At 63.8% G+C, this 16,930-nt stretch carries 19 protein-coding genes and 1 pseudogene; 9 read left to right on the top strand and 11 right to left on the bottom strand.

Annotation, left to right across the window (positions count from 1 at the left end; all coding sequences use genetic code 11):
- Positions 1 to 222: 222 nt before the first annotated feature.
- Positions 223 to 1,074, bottom strand: a complete 852-nt coding sequence (locus tag ABH922_RS18850) for a helix-turn-helix transcriptional regulator (protein ID WP_424808365.1) — start codon at positions 1,072 to 1,074, stop codon at positions 223 to 225.
- Between the two features lie 100 nt (positions 1,075 to 1,174).
- Between ABH922_RS18850 and ABH922_RS18845 the strand changes: the two genes are divergently transcribed.
- On the top strand, positions 1,175 to 1,939 hold the full coding sequence (locus ABH922_RS18845; protein ID WP_424808364.1) for an SDR family oxidoreductase: 765 nt from the start codon (positions 1,175 to 1,177) through the stop codon (positions 1,937 to 1,939).
- Between the two features lie 2 nt (positions 1,940 to 1,941).
- On the opposite strand, the gene ABH922_RS18840 is transcribed toward ABH922_RS18845, so the two are convergent.
- Positions 1,942 to 3,021: a M48 family metallopeptidase gene (locus ABH922_RS18840; RefSeq protein WP_424808363.1), complete on the bottom strand. Its 1,080-nt coding sequence runs from the start codon at positions 3,019 to 3,021 to the stop codon at positions 1,942 to 1,944.
- Positions 3,022 to 3,203: 182 nt separating this feature from the next.
- Between ABH922_RS18840 and ABH922_RS18835 the strand changes: the two are divergent.
- Positions 3,204 to 3,359 (top strand): annotated as a pseudogene (locus ABH922_RS18835) (MerR family transcriptional regulator); the annotation flags it as partial.
- Entirely contained in the window at positions 3,339 to 4,193 is an 855-nt protein-coding gene (locus ABH922_RS18830) for a hypothetical protein (RefSeq protein ID WP_424809720.1), read from the top strand. The pseudogene ABH922_RS18835 and the gene ABH922_RS18830, both read left to right, overlap by 21 nt.
- 257 nt (positions 4,194 to 4,450) lie before the next feature.
- On the opposite strand, the gene ABH922_RS18825 is transcribed toward ABH922_RS18830, so the two are convergent.
- A complete protein-coding gene (locus ABH922_RS18825) occupies positions 4,451 to 5,854 on the bottom strand; it encodes a serine hydrolase (protein WP_424808362.1) in 1,404 nt (467 codons plus the stop codon).
- Between the two features lie 167 nt (positions 5,855 to 6,021).
- Here ABH922_RS18825 and ABH922_RS18820 point away from each other — a divergent pair, with 167 nt between their 5' ends.
- Together ABH922_RS18820 and ABH922_RS18815 are read left to right on the top strand one after the other, a co-directional pair.
- Complete coding sequence (locus ABH922_RS18820; RefSeq protein WP_424808361.1) at positions 6,022 to 6,804, top strand: MerR family transcriptional regulator; 783 nt, start codon at positions 6,022 to 6,024, stop codon at positions 6,802 to 6,804.
- Positions 6,801 to 7,337, top strand: a complete 537-nt coding sequence (locus ABH922_RS18815; protein ID WP_424808360.1) for a hypothetical protein — start codon at positions 6,801 to 6,803, stop codon at positions 7,335 to 7,337. The genes ABH922_RS18820 and ABH922_RS18815 overlap by 4 nt, the downstream gene beginning before the upstream one ends.
- A gap of 6 nt (positions 7,338 to 7,343) precedes the next feature.
- Here ABH922_RS18815 and ABH922_RS18810 read toward each other — a convergent pair whose 3' ends face one another.
- A complete protein-coding gene (locus tag ABH922_RS18810) occupies positions 7,344 to 7,856 on the bottom strand; it encodes a winged helix-turn-helix transcriptional regulator (RefSeq protein WP_424808359.1) in 513 nt (170 codons plus the stop codon).
- A gap of 79 nt (positions 7,857 to 7,935) precedes the next feature.
- On the opposite strand from ABH922_RS18810, the gene ABH922_RS18805 reads away from it, so the two are divergent.
- Complete coding sequence (locus tag ABH922_RS18805; protein ID WP_424808358.1) at positions 7,936 to 9,321, top strand: MFS transporter; 1,386 nt, start codon at positions 7,936 to 7,938, stop codon at positions 9,319 to 9,321.
- A gap of 10 nt (positions 9,322 to 9,331) precedes the next feature.
- On the opposite strand, the gene ABH922_RS18800 is transcribed toward ABH922_RS18805, so the two are convergent.
- The 4 genes from ABH922_RS18800 to ABH922_RS18785 are packed head-to-tail and all read right to left on the bottom strand — an operon-like array spanning position 9,332 to position 12,762.
- Positions 9,332 to 9,763, bottom strand: a complete 432-nt coding sequence (locus ABH922_RS18800; RefSeq protein WP_424808357.1) for a hypothetical protein — start codon at positions 9,761 to 9,763, stop codon at positions 9,332 to 9,334.
- Positions 9,760 to 11,145, bottom strand: coding sequence for a flavin monoamine oxidase family protein (locus ABH922_RS18795; RefSeq protein ID WP_424809719.1), 1,386 nt, complete (start codon positions 11,143 to 11,145; stop codon positions 9,760 to 9,762). Before ABH922_RS18795 ends, ABH922_RS18800 begins: the two co-directional genes overlap by 4 nt.
- 11 nt (positions 11,146 to 11,156) lie before the next feature.
- The gene (locus tag ABH922_RS18790; RefSeq protein WP_424808356.1) at positions 11,157 to 12,089 is read right to left on the bottom strand and encodes a carbohydrate kinase family protein; all 933 of its coding nucleotides are present in this window, start codon (positions 12,087 to 12,089) and stop codon (positions 11,157 to 11,159) included.
- Between the two features lie 10 nt (positions 12,090 to 12,099).
- Positions 12,100 to 12,762, bottom strand: coding sequence for a class II aldolase/adducin family protein (locus tag ABH922_RS18785; protein ID WP_424808355.1), 663 nt, complete (start codon positions 12,760 to 12,762; stop codon positions 12,100 to 12,102).
- A 97-nt stretch (positions 12,763 to 12,859) separates the two neighbouring features.
- Between ABH922_RS18785 and ABH922_RS18780 the strand changes: the two genes are divergently transcribed.
- From ABH922_RS18780 to ABH922_RS18770, 3 genes are read left to right on the top strand one after another with little or no spacing between them, the layout of a single operon-like run.
- Positions 12,860 to 13,348, top strand: coding sequence for a MarR family winged helix-turn-helix transcriptional regulator (locus ABH922_RS18780; protein ID WP_424808354.1), 489 nt, complete (start codon positions 12,860 to 12,862; stop codon positions 13,346 to 13,348).
- Between the two features lie 35 nt (positions 13,349 to 13,383).
- Positions 13,384 to 14,196 (top strand): ABC transporter ATP-binding protein, encoded by an 813-nt coding sequence (locus tag ABH922_RS18775; RefSeq protein WP_424808353.1) that lies wholly within the window; start codon positions 13,384 to 13,386, stop codon positions 14,194 to 14,196.
- Entirely contained in the window at positions 14,156 to 14,974 is an 819-nt protein-coding gene (locus ABH922_RS18770; RefSeq protein WP_424808352.1) for an ABC transporter permease, read from the top strand. Before ABH922_RS18775 ends, ABH922_RS18770 begins: the two co-directional genes overlap by 41 nt.
- On the opposite strand, the gene ABH922_RS18765 is transcribed toward ABH922_RS18770, so the two are convergent.
- Genes ABH922_RS18765 through ABH922_RS18755 form a run of 3 tightly spaced genes read right to left on the bottom strand, consistent with a single transcriptional unit; the run spans position 14,928 to position 16,838 of the window.
- Positions 14,928 to 15,383 carry a low molecular weight phosphatase family protein gene (locus ABH922_RS18765; protein ID WP_424808351.1) on the bottom strand — a complete coding sequence of 152 codons (456 nt, stop codon included), beginning with the start codon at positions 15,381 to 15,383 and terminating at the stop codon, positions 14,928 to 14,930. The two genes, ABH922_RS18770 and ABH922_RS18765, sit on opposite strands and share 47 nt — an antisense overlap.
- Positions 15,376 to 16,464, bottom strand: coding sequence for an ACR3 family arsenite efflux transporter (arsB, locus tag ABH922_RS18760; protein WP_424808350.1), 1,089 nt, complete (start codon positions 16,462 to 16,464; stop codon positions 15,376 to 15,378). The genes ABH922_RS18765 and arsB overlap by 8 nt, the downstream gene beginning before the upstream one ends.
- A complete protein-coding gene (locus ABH922_RS18755; protein ID WP_424808349.1) occupies positions 16,461 to 16,838 on the bottom strand; it encodes an ArsR/SmtB family transcription factor in 378 nt (125 codons plus the stop codon). The genes arsB and ABH922_RS18755 overlap by 4 nt, the downstream gene beginning before the upstream one ends.
- Positions 16,839 to 16,930 lie beyond the last annotated feature (92 nt).

The following is a 16,930-nucleotide window of genomic DNA, read 5'->3' as shown; positions in this document are numbered from 1 at the left end:
TGAGCTGTGCGGTTACCGCGGTGATTGCATCGGCGCGGGTGCGGGTGCCGTTTTACTCTCGGCCTCACCCGGGCATTGGCAGGCCCTGCCGGGTGGGTGCACGAACGCAGCCGCCGAGGCGGCGACCGGCTCACTGGCGGAAGCGAATTCGGTTCCGGGATACACCATACGTGATACTCGTTCCGTCCGAACCGCTTTCCGCGGTGGCGGGCCCGAGAGGTGTCAGTGCGAGTGGTCGCTGAAGGTTTCCAGGCCCAGTACCGACAGGAGTTTCAGCTTGTCGGCTCCCTCGCTGCCCGGTGGGGCGGTCAGTACCAGCAGCGCCTGGGACTGGTCCTCGGTGAACAGTGCCTGGCAGTCGACCTCGATGAATCCGATCTCGGGGTGGACGAGGGTTTTGTGATCCTCGAATCGTTTGGCCACTTCGTGTTGTGCCCACAGCCCCGTGAATTCCTCGGACTTGTCGAGTAGGGCGAGTACCAGTTCGCCGGCCCGCGACATCGGACCCATCGAACCGTATGCTGCGCGCAGTGCGGACACCTGCGCACGACTGTGTCGCGGTTGGTCGGCCTCGGGGTATCGCAGACGTTCGGCTGTGGGGCGGACGAACCAGCGGTAGATCTCGTTGCGTTCCAGTCCCGAGTATTGCGAAACGTCACCGAACAGTGCTGCGGCCATCCGGTTCTGGGCCAGGGTGTCACCGATGTTCGAGATGATCAACGCCGGACAGTCCTCGAGTCGGTCCAGCACCCGTAGCAGTGCAGCAGCGACCTGACCGCCGGTACCGTTCCGGTCGGGGGAGCTGTGACCGGCGAGTCGGTACAGGTAATCGCGTTCGTCGTCGGTCAGTCGCAAGGCCCGCGAAATAGCGGCGAGCATCTGGACACTCGGTTGTGGGCCGCGTTGCTGTTCCAGCCGGGTGTAGTAGTCGACCGACATCACGGCGAGCCCCGCAACCTCCTCGCGGCGCAAACCGGCGGTTCGGCGCCGTGGCCCAGTCGGTAGACCGGCATCACCAGGTTGCAGGGCCTCCCGATGGCGTCGGAGGAAGTCGGCGAGTGCAGGGCGGTCCATCGTTCCATCATCCGAGCGGTTGCTCGATTTATCCAGGGATCGCGAATCCACCGATCGACGGACCCTGTTGTACGCGCACCAGAGGTGTCATCGTCGAACAATGAAGATCAGCGGAAACACCGTATTCATTCCCGGCGCTACCAGCGGAATCGGCCTGGCCCTGGCTCTGGCGCTCCACGAGAAGGGCAACACCGTGATCGTCGGTGGGCGCCGGACCGAACTCCTCGACCGGATCGGACACGAGAACCCTGGCATCCACACCGTGACCATCGACACGACCGATCCGGGGAGCATCACAGCGGTGGCAGCGGAAGTGATCGCCGCGTACCCCGAATTGAATGTCGTGGTCCCCATGGCGGGAATCATGCGCGTGGAGGATTGGCATACCCCGGACGGATTCCTGGCCTCGGCGGAGCAGACGGTCACCACCAATCTGCTGGGACCGATCAGGTTGATCGGCGCGTTCGTCGAGCATCTGTCCACTCGCCCGGACTCGACGATTCTCACAGTGTCGTCAGGTCTCGCGTTCGCCCCGCTTGCGGCGACTCCGAGCTACAACGCCACCAAGGCCGCCATCCACATGCTCAGCGAATCGCTACGTCTTCAGTTGGCCGATACAAGCGTGCAGGTTCTCGAACTCGAACCCCCGGCGGTGCGTACCTCACTCATGCCCGGCCAGGAAGAGAGCGCCTTCGCGATGCCGCTCGACGATTTCGTGACCGAGGTGATCGGACTGCTCGACTCGCAGCCCGATGCCACCGAAATTCAGGTGGAGAACGTCAAATTCCTTCGCTACGGCGAAGCCAGGGGAGACTATGCGCAGGTGGTTGCGACCCTCAATCACCTGGACCCGCACGGCAAGTGACGTCAGGCGTCCTCGCCTCCCGATGTGGTGTCGGAATTCTTGCGCCAGTGGGTGAATCGGTCCTTGATATCGGAGGCGACATCGCTGACTCCATTGCCGACTGCCCCGACGGCTCCGCCGAATCCGCTGCCGAGATCACGGATCGTCCGGATCAGGGGGTCTTCGGACTGGTCGAAGTTCTGCTTGTAGTTCTTGGCCGCGTTCTTGAACTCGTCGCCGATCTTCGCGGCGTCGTCGCCGGCGCGCCGTGGATAGTCGCCGCGCACAATGGTGGAGTACGCGCCGCTGTCCACCCAGTTCTTCAATTCAGCGGCTCGCAGTACCGAGAACGGGTGGGAGAGGAGTTCGATGTTGAGGAGTTTGAGGACGCCGTCGCGCAGATCGCCGCTGGAATCGTATTCGGCGGCTTGCTCGAGGAAGGCGTCGACGTCGATCTCGCTCACGCGTGAGCCGCCGGCAAGTTTCATCTGAACGCGGATGGCCGTGTGGACGTCCTGTCCGCACAGCAGACCGGCCCGGTCACCCGAGAGTTCGGATTTGCGTTGCCATTCCATGAGTCCGGCGATGATTGTTCGCAATGCCCAGCCGCCGACCGGCAACCACCCGATAGTTCCTGCCAACCGCATCAGGTGCATGAGAATCGTGCGGTACACGGCATGGCCGGACAGGGCATGTCCGAGCTCGTGTCCGATGACGAATCGCTGCTCCTCGTAGTTCATCACGTCGAGTAGACCCGTGGTGATCACGATGAACGGCTTGTCCATTCCGATGGTGAACGCGTTGACCACAGGGGTTTGCAGAACGAAGAGTTCCGGGATCTGGTCGGCGTCGAGGATGTCGGCGCAGTCTTGACGTAGCTCGTGAAGATCGCGGAATTGACGCTCGTTCACCCGGACGGACGTCGCGAGGTACATGAGCCGATGCTGACGTTCTTGCAGGAGGCCCGACAGCGTTCGCAGCACCGCATCGAATCCGCGAAGCGTGCGGAGGGTGACCAGCGCTGCACGGTCGGCAGGGTGCTCCCAGGCGCGCGAGCTGATATCGGGAAATGTGATACGGCTGCGATCGGGTACTGAAGTCACGTCGGGCCCCTGCTCGGTCGATTGTGGGTCGGCTCGACTCCACCCTAGCGATCTATCGGCGGGTACCCCGGTTGTCGGCTTGACCTTGGAGTTGGTTGAAGCCCCAAGATGGCGGGGTGACTGATTCCGAATCCGACCAACTGATCACCATCGGCGTACTCGCATGAAGGAGTGGGCTCACCGCCGGCGCCCTCCGGTTCTACGACGACTGCAAGCTGCTGGTTCCGGCCAGAGTGGACCCCGACACCGGGTACCGGTATTACACGAACTCGCAGCGCGAGCGGGCGTCGACCATTCGGCGTCTGAGGGAAATCGGGATGCCGCTCCACACGGTGGCGGCCGTTCTCGCCGGCGACGTCGACGATGCGACTCGTTTGCTCGACGAGCACGTTCGCGACCTCGAACAGCGAGCCCGTGACGCCGCGCTGGTGGCAGAGACGGTCAAGATGGCTTTCGGCCGCTCCGGGTCCGGCGTCGTCGTCTCGGCTGCGGAACTCGCGGATGCAATCGCACAGGTGTTTCCGGCCGCGGCCCAGGGCGGGGAGTTCCCGGTGCTGCGTGGGATCTTCGTGGAGGCAACCCAGAATTCGCTCGTGCTGACGGCAACGGATCGTTACCGACTCACCACGCGGACGCTCGTCGACGTAGGCGGCGGTGGCGGTGACTGGTCGCGGGTGGTCGACGCGGCGGAACTGGCCGCCGCGCTGTCGTCGGTCAGGCGGGACGAGGACATCCGCGTGAGTGCCTCGGTCGCGGAGTTCCGACTTGACGGGGGTGGCGTCGATCTTCGATTCACTGCGCTCGACGACGTGTTCCCCGACTACCGGAGCATGCTCGGGTCGCTGCGCCCGGTGTCGACCAGGGCGGTTCTTTCGCGTGAAGCGTTACTGCAGGTCCTGAACGACGCCGGGTCGACGGCGGTGCGTTGCTGGTTCGGGTCCGGCGGTCTGACATCGACGATCGGCGGCGACGACCTTCTCGTTCCGGCGACGGTGGAAGGTACCGATGTGACTCTCACCTTCGATCCGGCCACTTTGCGCCCGGCAGTCGAAGGTGCCGTAGGGCCGGAGATCATGGTCGACATCTCCGGCCCGGATCAGCCTGTGGTGATTCGTTCCGCTGGTGCCGGGGACCTGACGACGTTGGTGATGCCCGTTCGAGCGGACTCCTGACACGAAGCGACCCCGCCCTCCCGGGAGAGCGGGGTCTGTGCTCGGTCTTGTCAACATCTCCGCGAGCGTCAACAGGTCCAGACGCGTCGGGTGGTTCGGGGAATGGCGCGTCGGTATTCAGAGTAGAGCGGAGGCCCTGCCGATTCGCGGTAGCCGCGAGATATCACCCGGAATCTCACCCGTCCGCCACCGGTCGACCGGGTGAGATTCCCGATTGTGTTGACAGAAGAAGCGTTAAGCCCTTCGATTTCGCCGAATCAGCGTCCGGCTTCCTTCTCGATCAGTGCCATGGCGTCGTCGGTGATGTCGAAGTACAAGTTCGGCTGGGAGACGAGCGCCAGGTCCGGGCTGGAGGTCTGCATCGTCACTACCCACGAACGGTCACCGTGGCTGAGATACCAGGCGCCGGCGAGAACTCCGATGGAGCTTCCGCCCTTGAACCCGGCGTAGTCGAAGTACTCGGCTGCCTTGTCGTTGATTGCCGGATCGATCGCGAGGATGTCGCGGACCGGTGCACCCGCAGGGGTTTCTGCTTTCGCCTGCAAGGAGACCAGCGCGGCCCGAATGTCTGCCGGGCCGGCGAACCAGTCGACGTCGAAGGGCCAGGCGGGATCGGTGAACGCGGTCAGCGGTATGTCGATCAGTCCGGTGGGCAGGGCAGCGAGCATCGCGCGACGCTGATCCGGTGTGCCGTCACGCCATTCGGCGCGGTGGGCACCGTCGTCGCCCCAACCGAGTTGAAACAGTGCCCGCGTCGGCTTCAACGGGATGTTCAGGGACGGATCGGCCATGCCCATGGTGGTGAGTTCGGCTTCGACGGCTTCGCGTCCGACTGCGGCGATCAGCATGTCGGTGGCGGTGTTGTCACTGATGGAAATCATCTTTCCGGCGGTCTCGCGGACCGTGACCTCGGTTCCCGCCGGCAGGTCCTGCATCGTGCCGCCGGGCAGTGACTTGAGGTCGTCGGTGACGGTCAACTTCTGGTCCCAGCTGAGCTTGCCGTCTTCCACGGCGGTCGCGACGGCGCCCAGGACGTACAGCTTGATGACGGATCCGGTGGGCTGCGGCCCGGTGGCGCCGACCGAGAAGAGTTCGGTGTTCTTGCCGCCGGTCACCTCGGTGACGGTCACGTTGGTCGGTGACGGCAATGCCTGCACGGCCGCGTCGAGTTCCTGCCAGGACGTGGCCGGAACGTGGGGTTCCGGTGTCGGGGTGATCTGCATTCCGGCGATCACTCCGGTGCCGTCCACGACAATGTTGACGTCGAGCGCTCCGCCGCCGGTGCTGGTGATCGACACTGTTCCGTCGGTGTCTCCACCGGAGTACGCGACAGTGGTCCAAGGCTGGTTCACGCGCAGCGAGTCGAAGTCGGGCGGGGTCAACTTGACCGGCATGGCCGGGCCGAAATGCTGGTCGATCTCGTCCTGCGTTGCGGATTTGTCGGAGTTGATCGTGTCCAGCAGCCACGAAATCTGCTTTCCGACGCTGCTGTCGGGAACGCCGGCGGTGGCGGCTGTGGTCGTGCCCGCCGTCGTGGTGCCACCGGAGGTGGGGGTCGAGTCCTTGTCGGACGAACACGCTCCGAGCGCAAGTACGGCTGCGGAGGCAAGTGCGATCAGCGCCAGCGGCCGTCGCCTGTTTCGGTGTATGTGTGTTTTCATACCGAAATTTCATCATTAACTGTTGATTTGCACATCCGTCTTCGGTACAGAACTGTTCGTACTGCGGTACCGAGGCGTTCCTCGGTTGACACTGACAAATGTCATACGTTTCGGACGCTCGACCCGGTGCTTGACTATGACGTAGCGTCATGGTTGATGCTTGCTGCATGCGAATCAGCGATGTTGCGCGCACCGCCGGTGTCACTGCGAGAACTATTCGGCACTATCACCGGTTGGGACTGCTCGCCGAGCCGACGAGGCTCTCGAACGGCTACCGGGACTACGCGCTGACCGATCTGATCGGGTTGCTGAGAATTCGTTGGCTGGCGGCGGCCGGTGTTCCGCTCGGCTCCGTAGCGACGGTCATGGCGTCGACTCGCGAGAAATCCGACGCGGACGATCTCGAAGCGGACCTCAGCTCGCTCGTGCAGAGCCTCGACGTGGAGTTGGAGCGGCTGCAGGGGCAACGACGCCGGTTGCAGGACATGCTCGCCGCGCATCGCAGTGGGCGGCCGGTGTCACCGTTGCCGAGTGGTTTGGCGATGGCGTTTGCCGAGTTGATCGAGGACGAATCCGATCCGGCGACGCGGCAGGAGTTCGAGCGCGATCGCGATGCGTGGGAGCTACTGGCTATTTCCGGGACGGGGCCGGCCGAATTGTTCGACGGTGCGGCACGGGTGCTCGCCGATTCGGAGAAACGAGCGGAGACGATTGAGCTCTATCGACGATTCGCCGCTGTGGCCGGTGCAGATCCTGACGCGGTGCAGATCGAGATCGGCACTCTTGCCGGCGATCTGGTGTCGGTGCTCCGCAGGGAGTATGCCGACGTGGATCTGTTCGACTCCGCGTCGTTCCCGGAATCGGTGGTCAGTGTCGAGTCCATCGTGCCTGATCGGGCGCAGCAGAAGGTTCTGGCTCTCGTGCTACGCGATCTGAGGTCCGAGCCGTGATCGCGTCGGTGTGGCTGTGGAGTCGCGGGCAGGTCGATGACCGAGGCGGCAGTGCGATCGGATTCGGCTACTGCGCAGGAACGTTCGTCATACCCGTTGCGTTCGTGGTGGCAAGTCTGATCGAGGCGCTCGCGGTGCACCTGTTGGTGCCGTGGGAGTGGCTGCGATGGGTGCTGCTGGTCGCGACGACTCTCTCGATCGTGCTGCTGGTGGGGACGCTGGCGACGCGTGTGGTGCATCCGCATCTGGTGACCGAGCGGGAGTTGATCCTCCGCTCCGGTTCGACGGTAGTGGCGACGGTGGATCGATCCGACATCGAGTCGGTGCGGATGGCACGACGTTTCGATCGCACACAGAAAGTGGTGGCCGACGATCGATTGTTCCTGCCCGGCCCGGACGGGACTGTGCTCGACATCGACTTTCGCAGAGCGGTGTCGGTTCGCGTCGGTGCGGGCGGCCCGAAAGCGGTTGTCGGGGTGAGTCTGCACGTCGACGACCCGCGAGCGTTGCTCGCCGAACTCACGGCTGTGTAGGTGCAGTCATCGCAGTGGTTCGAGCAGTCGTCGGGGTGCGCGAAGTGCAACCGATATCTCGGAGGTTGCGGTTGCAGCGGTACCGGGACCTGGATGCATCACCGTTGCTTCGGGTAGCGGTATGCGGCCGCAGCGCGTGCACCACCCGGTCTCACTCAGGCGCTCGCCGCACTCGGTGTGGGTGAAGAACCTGCGCCGACCGAGAGGCGCGGGCGCGTACTTCTCTCCCCACGCGGTCAGCGCGTACAGCGCGGGCCACAGGTCGGTCAGGATCTCGGTGGGTACGTACTCGTCTCGACCTCCGACGGGTTGGCGGGTGAGGAGTCCGTTGGCGACGAGTTTGGACAGTCTCTGGGTGAGTACGGCCTTGGAGATGTCGAGATGCTCCTGGAAGTCGTTGAATCGTCGGACGCCGAAGAAAGCGTCTCGAATGATCAGAAGTGTCCACCGCTCGCCGACCAGTTCGAGTGCTCGCGCCAGTGAGCAGTTTTGTTGTGCGTAATCGTGTCCTAGCGCCATGGACCAATCGTACGCGACGGTCTGTTGACCGAACCGGATTCTCCACCTAAGGTTCGTTGAACAGACTTAAGGACGTCCGATGACTCTCACCGCACCTGTTCGGCCCGCCGACGCCCGCACCCAGCGCGCGACCCTGGTGATCGCCGCTGTCGGTACGCTTCTCGCGCTGATCGCGTTCACGGCACCGCTGTCCACGATGGCGGCGGTGGCGTCGTCCCTGGGCGCCGATGCGTCGGGTCGGATCTGGATTCTGAGTTCGATGAGCATCGGTCTGGGCGCGGCACTGCTCACGGCAGGTGCTGTAGCGGACAACTACGGTCGGCGTGGCACCTTCGTGGTGGGAGCGCTGATCCTCGTGACCGGCGCCCTCGCATCCGCAGTAGCACCCAATACCCTCGTATTCGTTCTGGCCCGGGTGGTTCAAGGCGTCGGCGGTGCGGCGATCATCGCGGCCGGCCTGGGCTTGATCGCGCACGCCTTTCCGGCCGGGCCGAGCAGGGCACGCGCAAGCGGCATCTGGGGAGCAAGTGTCGGCGGCGGGATCATGCTCGGACCGCTGCTGGCAGTCGGATTGGATCGCGTCTCGTCGTGGCGGGCGTGCTATTGGTTGTTGGCGGGGTTGACGTTCGTTCTGGTGCTGGGCGCCCGTCGTTGTCTCGCCGAGTCGCGCTCGGACGATCGGCGCAGACTGGATCTGTTCGGGGCGACGTTGCTCGTCGCCGGTATCAGTACTCTGCTTGCGGCGCTGGTGATCGGCAGAGGCGGATGGTCGCAGCCTGCGCCGCTGGTACTTCTCGGTACATCGGTGATCTCGCTGGTGGGATTTGTTGCGGTCGAACACTACTCGGACGAGCCTATGCTGGACTTGCGACTGTTCCGAGCTCCGGCATTCCTCTCGGCCACCTTGGCGGCCTTCGCCACCGGGGCCGGAATCATCGCGCTGATGTCCTACCTCGCAGGGTTCCTCGCCGCCGCGTACCAGACCAGTTCCACGTCGGCTGCGCTGCTGTTGACGGCCTGGTCGGCGACCAGCGTGGTGGCGGCACTTCTCGCCCGTCGTCTCCCTGCGCGGTGGACCGGTCGATTCCAACTGGCAGGTGGGTTGGTGTTCGTGGCGCTCGGCCAGCTCGCACTGACCGGACTCGCCGAAAGCTCGTCGGAGCTGCGATTGATCCCGGGACTTCTACTCGCCGGGCTGGCAAGCGGTGTGATCAACGCGGCCCTCGGCCGTGAGGCAGTGGCGAGCGTCCCGGCCGGCAGTGCCGGAATGGGAAGTGGCGCAAACAATACCGCGCGATACGTCGGATCGGCACTCGGTGTCACCGTGGTGTCCGTGATCGCCGTTCCCGCGCATGGGGTGAGCGCCGCCGCACTGATCGCCGGATGGAACACGGCGGCGGTGCTGACTGCGGTGATCTCCATGCTCGGTGCCGTTGTCGTGGTGTCGTGCCGGCCCAACTCCTGAAGGCGCTGTTTCAGGAGTTTCCGTGCTCGGCGGCAACCGCCCGGTCGACGACTGCTCGAACCACTGCCGGTAGACCGGCACCGATGCTTCGCCCGACGACGGCGCCGAACAACCCAGCCAGCGGGCCGTCGAAGCGAACGCCGTGGGTGATTCGCAGACCCTCGTCGAGCTTCTCGATCGAATGCGGGAACGACAGAGTCGCCAACGGCAGTTTGATCTCGAAGTTCATGGCTCGGTTGGGTACCAGTTCGGTGAAGGTGATCTTCTGGGCGGGCCCGCCGGATTTCACCTTTCCGCTCGCGCCCACCCGGACAGGGCCCTCGACCTGCACCCACTGCAGATCGGCGTCGTCGATCGCCCACGTGTCGAGGTCCGTCCAGCGTCCGTAGACCGAACTTGCGGCAGCGGTGGTGACGACGCTGTACGTACGGATCCAGGTCATGGCAGGTTCGCTTTCATTGCGGAGGCGGCCGATCGCGTCGAGCGAAGCAGCGGTAGACATTCGTGAACGGCACGCTCACCCGCGCGCACCGCGCCGTCCATGTATCCGGACCACTGATCGGCCGTCTCGGTACCGGCCCAGTGAACGGGTCCGACCGGTTCGGCCAACCGCGAACCGTATCGAGTCAGGATGCCGGGGCCGACGACGGCAGTGGGACCACCGCCGATCCACTCCTGATCGGCCCAGCGCTGATCGACGTAGTCGATGGCGTCGAGAGCTTCGTCGCCGAACATGGACGACAGCGACGAGAGCGCCCGAAGGCGGCGTTCGGCATCGGGGAGGCGGTCGAACTCGCGGGCATAGTCGCCACCGATGAACCCGAGCAGAACCCCCCGCCCGTTCTCGACGTCCGGGCTGGTGTCGAAGGTCGCAAAAATCGGACCGGCGTCCGAAAGGATCTGGCCGTTGAGGCCCTGCTCACGCCAGAACGGGTGCGGATAGGAGGCGTAGATCTTGGTCAGGACGCCCTGCGGCCATCGCTGGATCAGGCTCCGGTGCTCTTCGGGTAGCGGCGGCGAGAATTCGATCTTCGAGCGCATGGTCGGCGGTATCGCGACGATGACGCAGCGGCACTGTACCGACTCCCGGTCGGTGTGCACGACCGCGGCATCTGCACACCTGTCGATACGACGTACCGGGGAGTCGAGGATCACTCGTTCGCCCAGATCGGCAGCCATCCGCAACGAAATAGTGTGCGAGCCTTCGGGGAAGTGATCTTGTTGGGCACCGCCTTCGGTGTCGAGCATGCTGTCGAACCCACCGCATCCGCGGATGTAGTCCAACGCGTAGAGCATGGAGATCTCGTCGGTTTCGCATCCCCAGGTGGTTTTGGCGACTATCGAGAACAGGTCGTGACTTGCCCTGGTGGCGTGGTGTGTGGTGAGCCAACTCGAGATGGTGTGCGAATCGAGTGTGGCGGCACCGGGCGACTGCCACGGTTTTCCCGCAACCATACGGCGGGTGAGTCGGTTGATCGCGAACTGCAACCGTCCGATGTCGGCGAGTTCGAACACCCCCAATGCCGGGACGGTGCCGGAGTATCGACGAATCTGCCCACGCCAGGAGATCGCGCTGTCACCGCGCGTGTGCGTGGGGTGGTAGCCGACGCCGGTCTCGTGGGCCAGCGCGATGATTCGGTCCTGGCCCGGACCGATGAAGGTACCGCCGAGATCGGTGTTGCAGCCCCCGAGATCGTGGTTCATCGTACGGCCGCCCACTCGGATGTCGGCTTCGAACACTTTCACCGAGAATCCCAGCGCGGTCAGGCTTCGTGCGGCCGTCAGACCGGAGAGGCCCGCGCCGACGATGACGACGTCGATCATGTCCGTCGAGGTCACTCGGCCACCGGAGGATGTGCGGCGACGAAGGCCTCGATTGCGGTGAGATCGAAATTGCCGTGATCACTGCCGAGGCCTGCCGCGACGTGTGCGGCTGCGGCACAACCGAAGCGGGCGGATTCGACCGGGTCGAGGCCCAACGAATGGCCACGCAGGAACCCGGCGGAGAAGGCGTCGCCGCATCCGGTGGTGTCGACGACGTCCGTCTCGTATGCCGGTACCGGGACGGCGGATGTGCCGTCGACCACCAACGCGCCGTTGGGGCCCGATGTTGCTGCGATGCAACCGACTCCGCGTTCGAGCAGCGCGAGGCAACCGTCTTCGAGCGAGTCGGTCCCGGTGAATCCCGTGACCTGCTGGTCGTTGGGGAGCAGGAAGTCGATGTACGGCAGAGCCGGCGCGATCCATTCGAGCAGGCCCGGATTTCCTTCGGCCAGAATATCGGCGGAGGTGGTGACGCCGTTCTCGCGGGCATGGGCGAGTATCTTCGACGCCACTTCACCACCGAGGAATTCAGGTGCACCGAAGTGCAGGTGGGTGGCGCCGGCAATGGCGTCGAGCGGTACGTCGTCGATCGTGTACGCGGCGGTGGCGCCGACGACGTGGAATGCGGGTCGGTCGCCGTTGCGCCGGATGGGCAGTACCGACGCGGACGTCTGGGTGTCCGGTTTGGTCAGCAGATGCTGGGTCGAGATGCCGTAGTCCTCGAGCATGGAGATCAGCATTCGTCCGGAATGATCGTCTCCGACGGCTCCGGCGCTGAGTACTTCGGCGCCCAGCTTCGCGAGGGTCAGTGCGGTTCCACCGGCGGTACCTGCGGGGGAGAGGCGGATCTGTTCCACCAACACCGAACCTTGGCCGGGGGGAATCTCGTCGACCGCGCGAACGAGTACGTCGAGGATGTGAACTCCGAGTGTGACGATTTTCATCTGGTTCTCCTCAGGTCCTGGCCGGTCGGGTGGAGCCGTATTTTTGTTCGACCGCTGCTGTGATCACGGCGGTCTGCTGAGCGACGTCGAGGCTGCGTACCTCACCCATGGAGCGAGCTGTCGAGTAGATCTTCGCGGCCCACTCGAGTAGTCGGGTGGAGGTCAGGGCCGCCTCGAGATCGTGCCCGTAGGTGACGGTTCCGTGGTGCGCCATCAGCGCGGCGGTCTTGTTCTCGAGGGCGTCGATCACGGAGTCGGCCAATTGGGCACTACCGAAGGGAGCGAACGGGGCGACGCGGACCGAACCGCCGAACGTGAGCATCTGATAGTGGATGCAGGGCAGTTCGTCCGTCACGCAGGTGACCGCGACACAGGTGGCTGCGTGCGTGTGGACGACGGCTCCGGCGCCGAATGTGCGGTACACCGCCAGGTGCAGGCCCAGTTCGGAAGTGGGCGCCAACGTGCCGTCGATCGTGTTGCCGTCGAGGTCGACGACGGTGATCTGATCGGCCGTCAGGGACTCGAAGCGAGCTCCTGTTGCCGTGACGGCCACGGCGTCGCCGATTCGCACGCTGATGTTTCCGGCCGTACCGGGAACGAGGCCGTCGCGCGCGAGTGCACGCGCGGCTTCGGACATGGCGGAGCGCGCCGGACCGAACTCTGAGCTGGACATTCGTCCAAGATAGTCGCATTCCGAACTCCTGTCACCGTCTCGGCGGAATCAGGTCCGATCGTTGACACTGCCTCTGTTCCAGAGGTAATTTTGATGCATGTCACCGGCTGAATCCACGATCGAACCGTCCGCCGACGTCGCCGACGAATTGTTCGAGGTTCTCGGTCAGATCCGACGCCAGAGTCGCCGCGTGTCCGGGCACCCGTTCGAGGCTTCGCCGTTGAACGGATCCCAAGTGGAATTGGTTCGGTTGGTCAGGCGTCACCCCGACGTCTCGGTGGCAGACGCGGCAGCCAAACTGGGGTTGGCCGCGAACACGGTGTCTACCTTGGTCCGTCAGTTGACCGATGCGGGCGTCGTCGAACGGGTAGCCGATCCCGCGGATCGGCGCGTGGCCCGTTTGCGTCTTTCCCCGGACGCCAGTCGCCGGGTGGACGCGTTTCGTGCTCGGCGAAGCAGCGCGCTCACGCTCGCGTATTCCGCGCTCTCGCCCGCCGATCGACAATCCGTCGAAGCGGCACTTCCGTCACTTGTTCGACTTGTCGACGAACTCCGCACCCTGGAGGGCTCGACAACGGAAAGGTAACTGTGACTATATATTCGAATTATCCATCCGCCCCGATGAAGGCAGTGGGGTCGGCTGTTCGCATTTCCGATCTGACCTACCGCTTCGGTGACCACACGGCAGTGGACTCGTTGAACCTGAACATCGACGCGGGCGAGTGTTTCGGTCTGCTCGGCCCCAACGGGGCGGGCAAGACCACGACGATCAGAGTGTTGAACACACTGCTTCCGGTTCAGAGCGGCGACATCGAAATCTTCGGTCGATCGCTACGCGCCAAACCGATCGCGATACGCCGAGTTCTCGGCTATGTCCCGCAACAACTTTCCATAGAAAGCGGTCTGACGGCCCGCGAGAACGTCACCTGGTTTGCTCGGCTGTACGACGTCCCGCGAGCGGAGCGTCGGGATCGCGTCGACGAGGCGCTCGAGATGGTCGATCTGCTCGACGTGGCAGGCAAACTCGCATCGAGTTTCTCCGGCGGCATGGTTCGTCGACTGGAGTTGGCGCAGGCGCTGGTGAACAGACCGGCTCTCCTCGTGCTCGACGAACCGACAGTTGGCCTCGATCCGATTGCACGCGAATCTATCTGGACGAGAGTCGCGAACATGCAGAAGCAGTACGGAATGACCGTACTGCTCACCACGCACTACATGGAAGAAGCGTCGGTGCTGTGCGACCGAGTGGCCTTGATGCATCACGGAAAGCTGTGCGCTGCAGGTAGGCCGGCGGATCTGGCAGCAGAACTCGGCCCGAACGCCACACTGGAGGACGTCTTCCGTCACTACACCGGCGACGATGTCGCCGAAGGAAAGTCAGGAGGTCTTCGCGATGTCCGTAGCACCCGCAGTACCGCTCACCGTATGGGATGAGCCAGTAGTCAATCCGGTCGTTCGACTCCTGTCGAGGATCTATACCTTCTGCCTCGTCGAACTGCAGAAACTCCGCCACGATCGGTCGGAGTTGGTCACGCGCGCGATTCAGCCGATCCTGTGGCTCGTGATATTCGGGACGACGTTCAGCAAGATCGGTTCGATCCCGACCGGAGGCGTTCCGTATCTCGACTTCCTGGCGCCGGGAATCATCGCGCAGTCGGCCATGTTCGTATCGATTTTCTACGGAATCCAGATCATCTGGGAACGCGACGCGGGGGTGCTGACCAAACTGCTCGTCACACCGACTCCACGAGCAGCGTTGGTGACTGGCAAGGCATTTGCCGCCGGCGTCCGCGCCGTTGCACAAGCCGCTGTCGTGGTGATCGTCGCTGCATTGCTCGGTGTCAGCATGACGTGGAACCCGGTGAAGCTGCTCGGTGTGCTCGTGGTGGTGGTGCTGGGGGCGGCGTTCTTCGCCTGCCTGTCCGTGGCGATCGCCGGAATCGTACTCAAACGTGACCGACTCATGGGGATCGGGCAGGCGATCACGATGCCACTGTTCTTCGCCTCCAATGCTTTGTATCCCGTCAGTGCCATGCCGGGGTGGATGCAGTGGCTCAGCCGGATCAACCCGCTCAGTTACGAAGTGTCGGCGTTGCGCGGCTTGCTGATCGGCGTTCCGACCAACTACTGGATCGATTTCGCGGTTCTCATTGCCGCTGCACTGATCAGTATCGTCGTTGCCTCGGCCTGTCTTGGCCGTCTGACTCGCTGACGCCGTGGCGTAGGCGGGCGGCCAACGCGGTGACTCGTGCCGAGATGTCTTCGCGGACGAGTCGCATTCGTTCGATCCCGTCGATGCCGCGCAGTGAGGGTTCGTCGATCGCCCAGTTCTCGAATGCGGTCTCCGGAACCTGTTCGACCGTCGCTTCGGTGCCGAGCGTGATCACCAGATCGACTTCCGACACCAGTTGCGGGTCCAGGGGTTTCGGAGATCCTTTGCGGATGTCGATGCCTACTTCGAGAAGCACCTCGACGGACAGGGCATTGACGGAACTGCCCGGTTCGGTGCCGGCAGAGTGCACGTCGACCGCGTCACCGGCAGCCTGTTTCATCAGCCCGGCAGCCATCTGGGACTTGCCACCGTTCTTGACACACACGAACAACACCGATCGTTCAGCCACGGACCGATCCGAACTCTGACCTGTTCGCGGCGCCGAAGTGTTTTCGCAGTGCGAGTGAGACGTACACCAGCCCGACCAGTACCGGCACCTCGATGAGAGGGCCGACGACACCGGCGAGTGCCTGACCCGACGTCGCGCCGTAGGTGGCGATGGCGACGGCGATTGCCAGCTCGAAGTTGTTGCCCGCCGCCGTGAACGCGAGTGTGGTGATACGCGCGTAGCCCAATCCGAGTGCCGCGCCCACGACGTAGCCGCCGCCCCACATGAGAGCGAAGTACACCAGCAGGGGTAGCGCAATGCGCACGACGTCCCAAGGTTTGGACGTGATCTGCGCACCCTGCATCGAAAACAGGACGACGATGGTGAACAGCAGTCCGTACAGCGCCCACGGGCTGATTTTCGGTATGAAACGGTTCTCGTACCAGTCGCGCCCCTTGATCTTCTCGCCCAGTAGCCGTGAGAGGAATCCGGCGAGCAGTGGGACGCCGAGGAAGATCAGAACCGACGAGGCGATCTGCCACGGCGATGCGTCGATCGTGGTCTGTTCCAGGCCGAGCAGGCCGGGAAGCACGGACAGGTAGAACCAGCCGAGGACTGCGAACATCCCCACCTGGAATACCGAATTGATCGCCACCAGAACGGCAGCGGCCTCACGGTCACCACACGCGAGGTCGTTCCAGATGACCACCATCGCGATGCAGCGTGCCAAGCCCACGATGATCAGCCCGGTTCGGTACTCCGGAAGATCGGGTAGCAGTAACCAGGCCAGGGCGAACATGACGGCGGGGCCGACGATCCAATTGAGAAACAGCGATCCGAGGAGAAGTTTTCGATCTCCGGTGACGGTACCGAGACGGTCGTAGCGCACCTTCGCCAGCACCGGATACATCATGACGAGTAGGCCCACGGCAATCGGGAGTGAGATCCCGTCGACTTGGATCGAGTCGATCGCAGTGTTGACACCGGGAATCCATCGGCCGACAAGCAGGCCCGCGACCATCGCGACGCCGATCCACACCGGCAGATATCGATCGAGGGTAGACAGCCTCCCGATGACCGGGGGAGCCGCGGCTGAGGTCATTGTGCGCACCGGTTGGAGGCCGGCGCGGGGGAGCTGTTGACCAGTAGGAGCGCCGAGAGCTGTTGTAGTGCTCGCGGAACCACCCAGTAGTACACCCAGGTTCCGCGTCGCGCGCACTCGAGAATTCCGGCTTGGCGCAACACTTTCAGATGATGCGAGATGGTCGGCTGGGACAGGTCGAAGGTATCGGAGATGTCGCAGACGCACGCTTCTGCGCCGGGATGGCTCGCCACCAGGGTCAACAACCGAAGGCGAACAGGATCGCCGAGGGCCTTGAACATTCGAGCGAGATCGGCGATCTGATTCTCGGCCAGGGGTTCCCGTGTTACCGGAGTGCAGCACGCGTCGGCACCTTGTGACCCTTGATTCGACATTCTTCTATATTGACAGATATCGATATAATGGGCAATGCCGGTGAATCTCACGACCCTCCCGACTTCTCGGAATCAAGCGGACTCGAGCACCC

It is taken from the genome of Rhodococcus sp. 27YEA15 (assembly GCF_049739425.1).
Classification (GTDB): Bacteria; Actinomycetota; Actinomycetes; order Mycobacteriales; family Mycobacteriaceae; genus Rhodococcus_F.
Note: the sequence above shows the minus strand (reverse complement) of the source record. Positions and strands in the feature narration are given on the sequence as shown.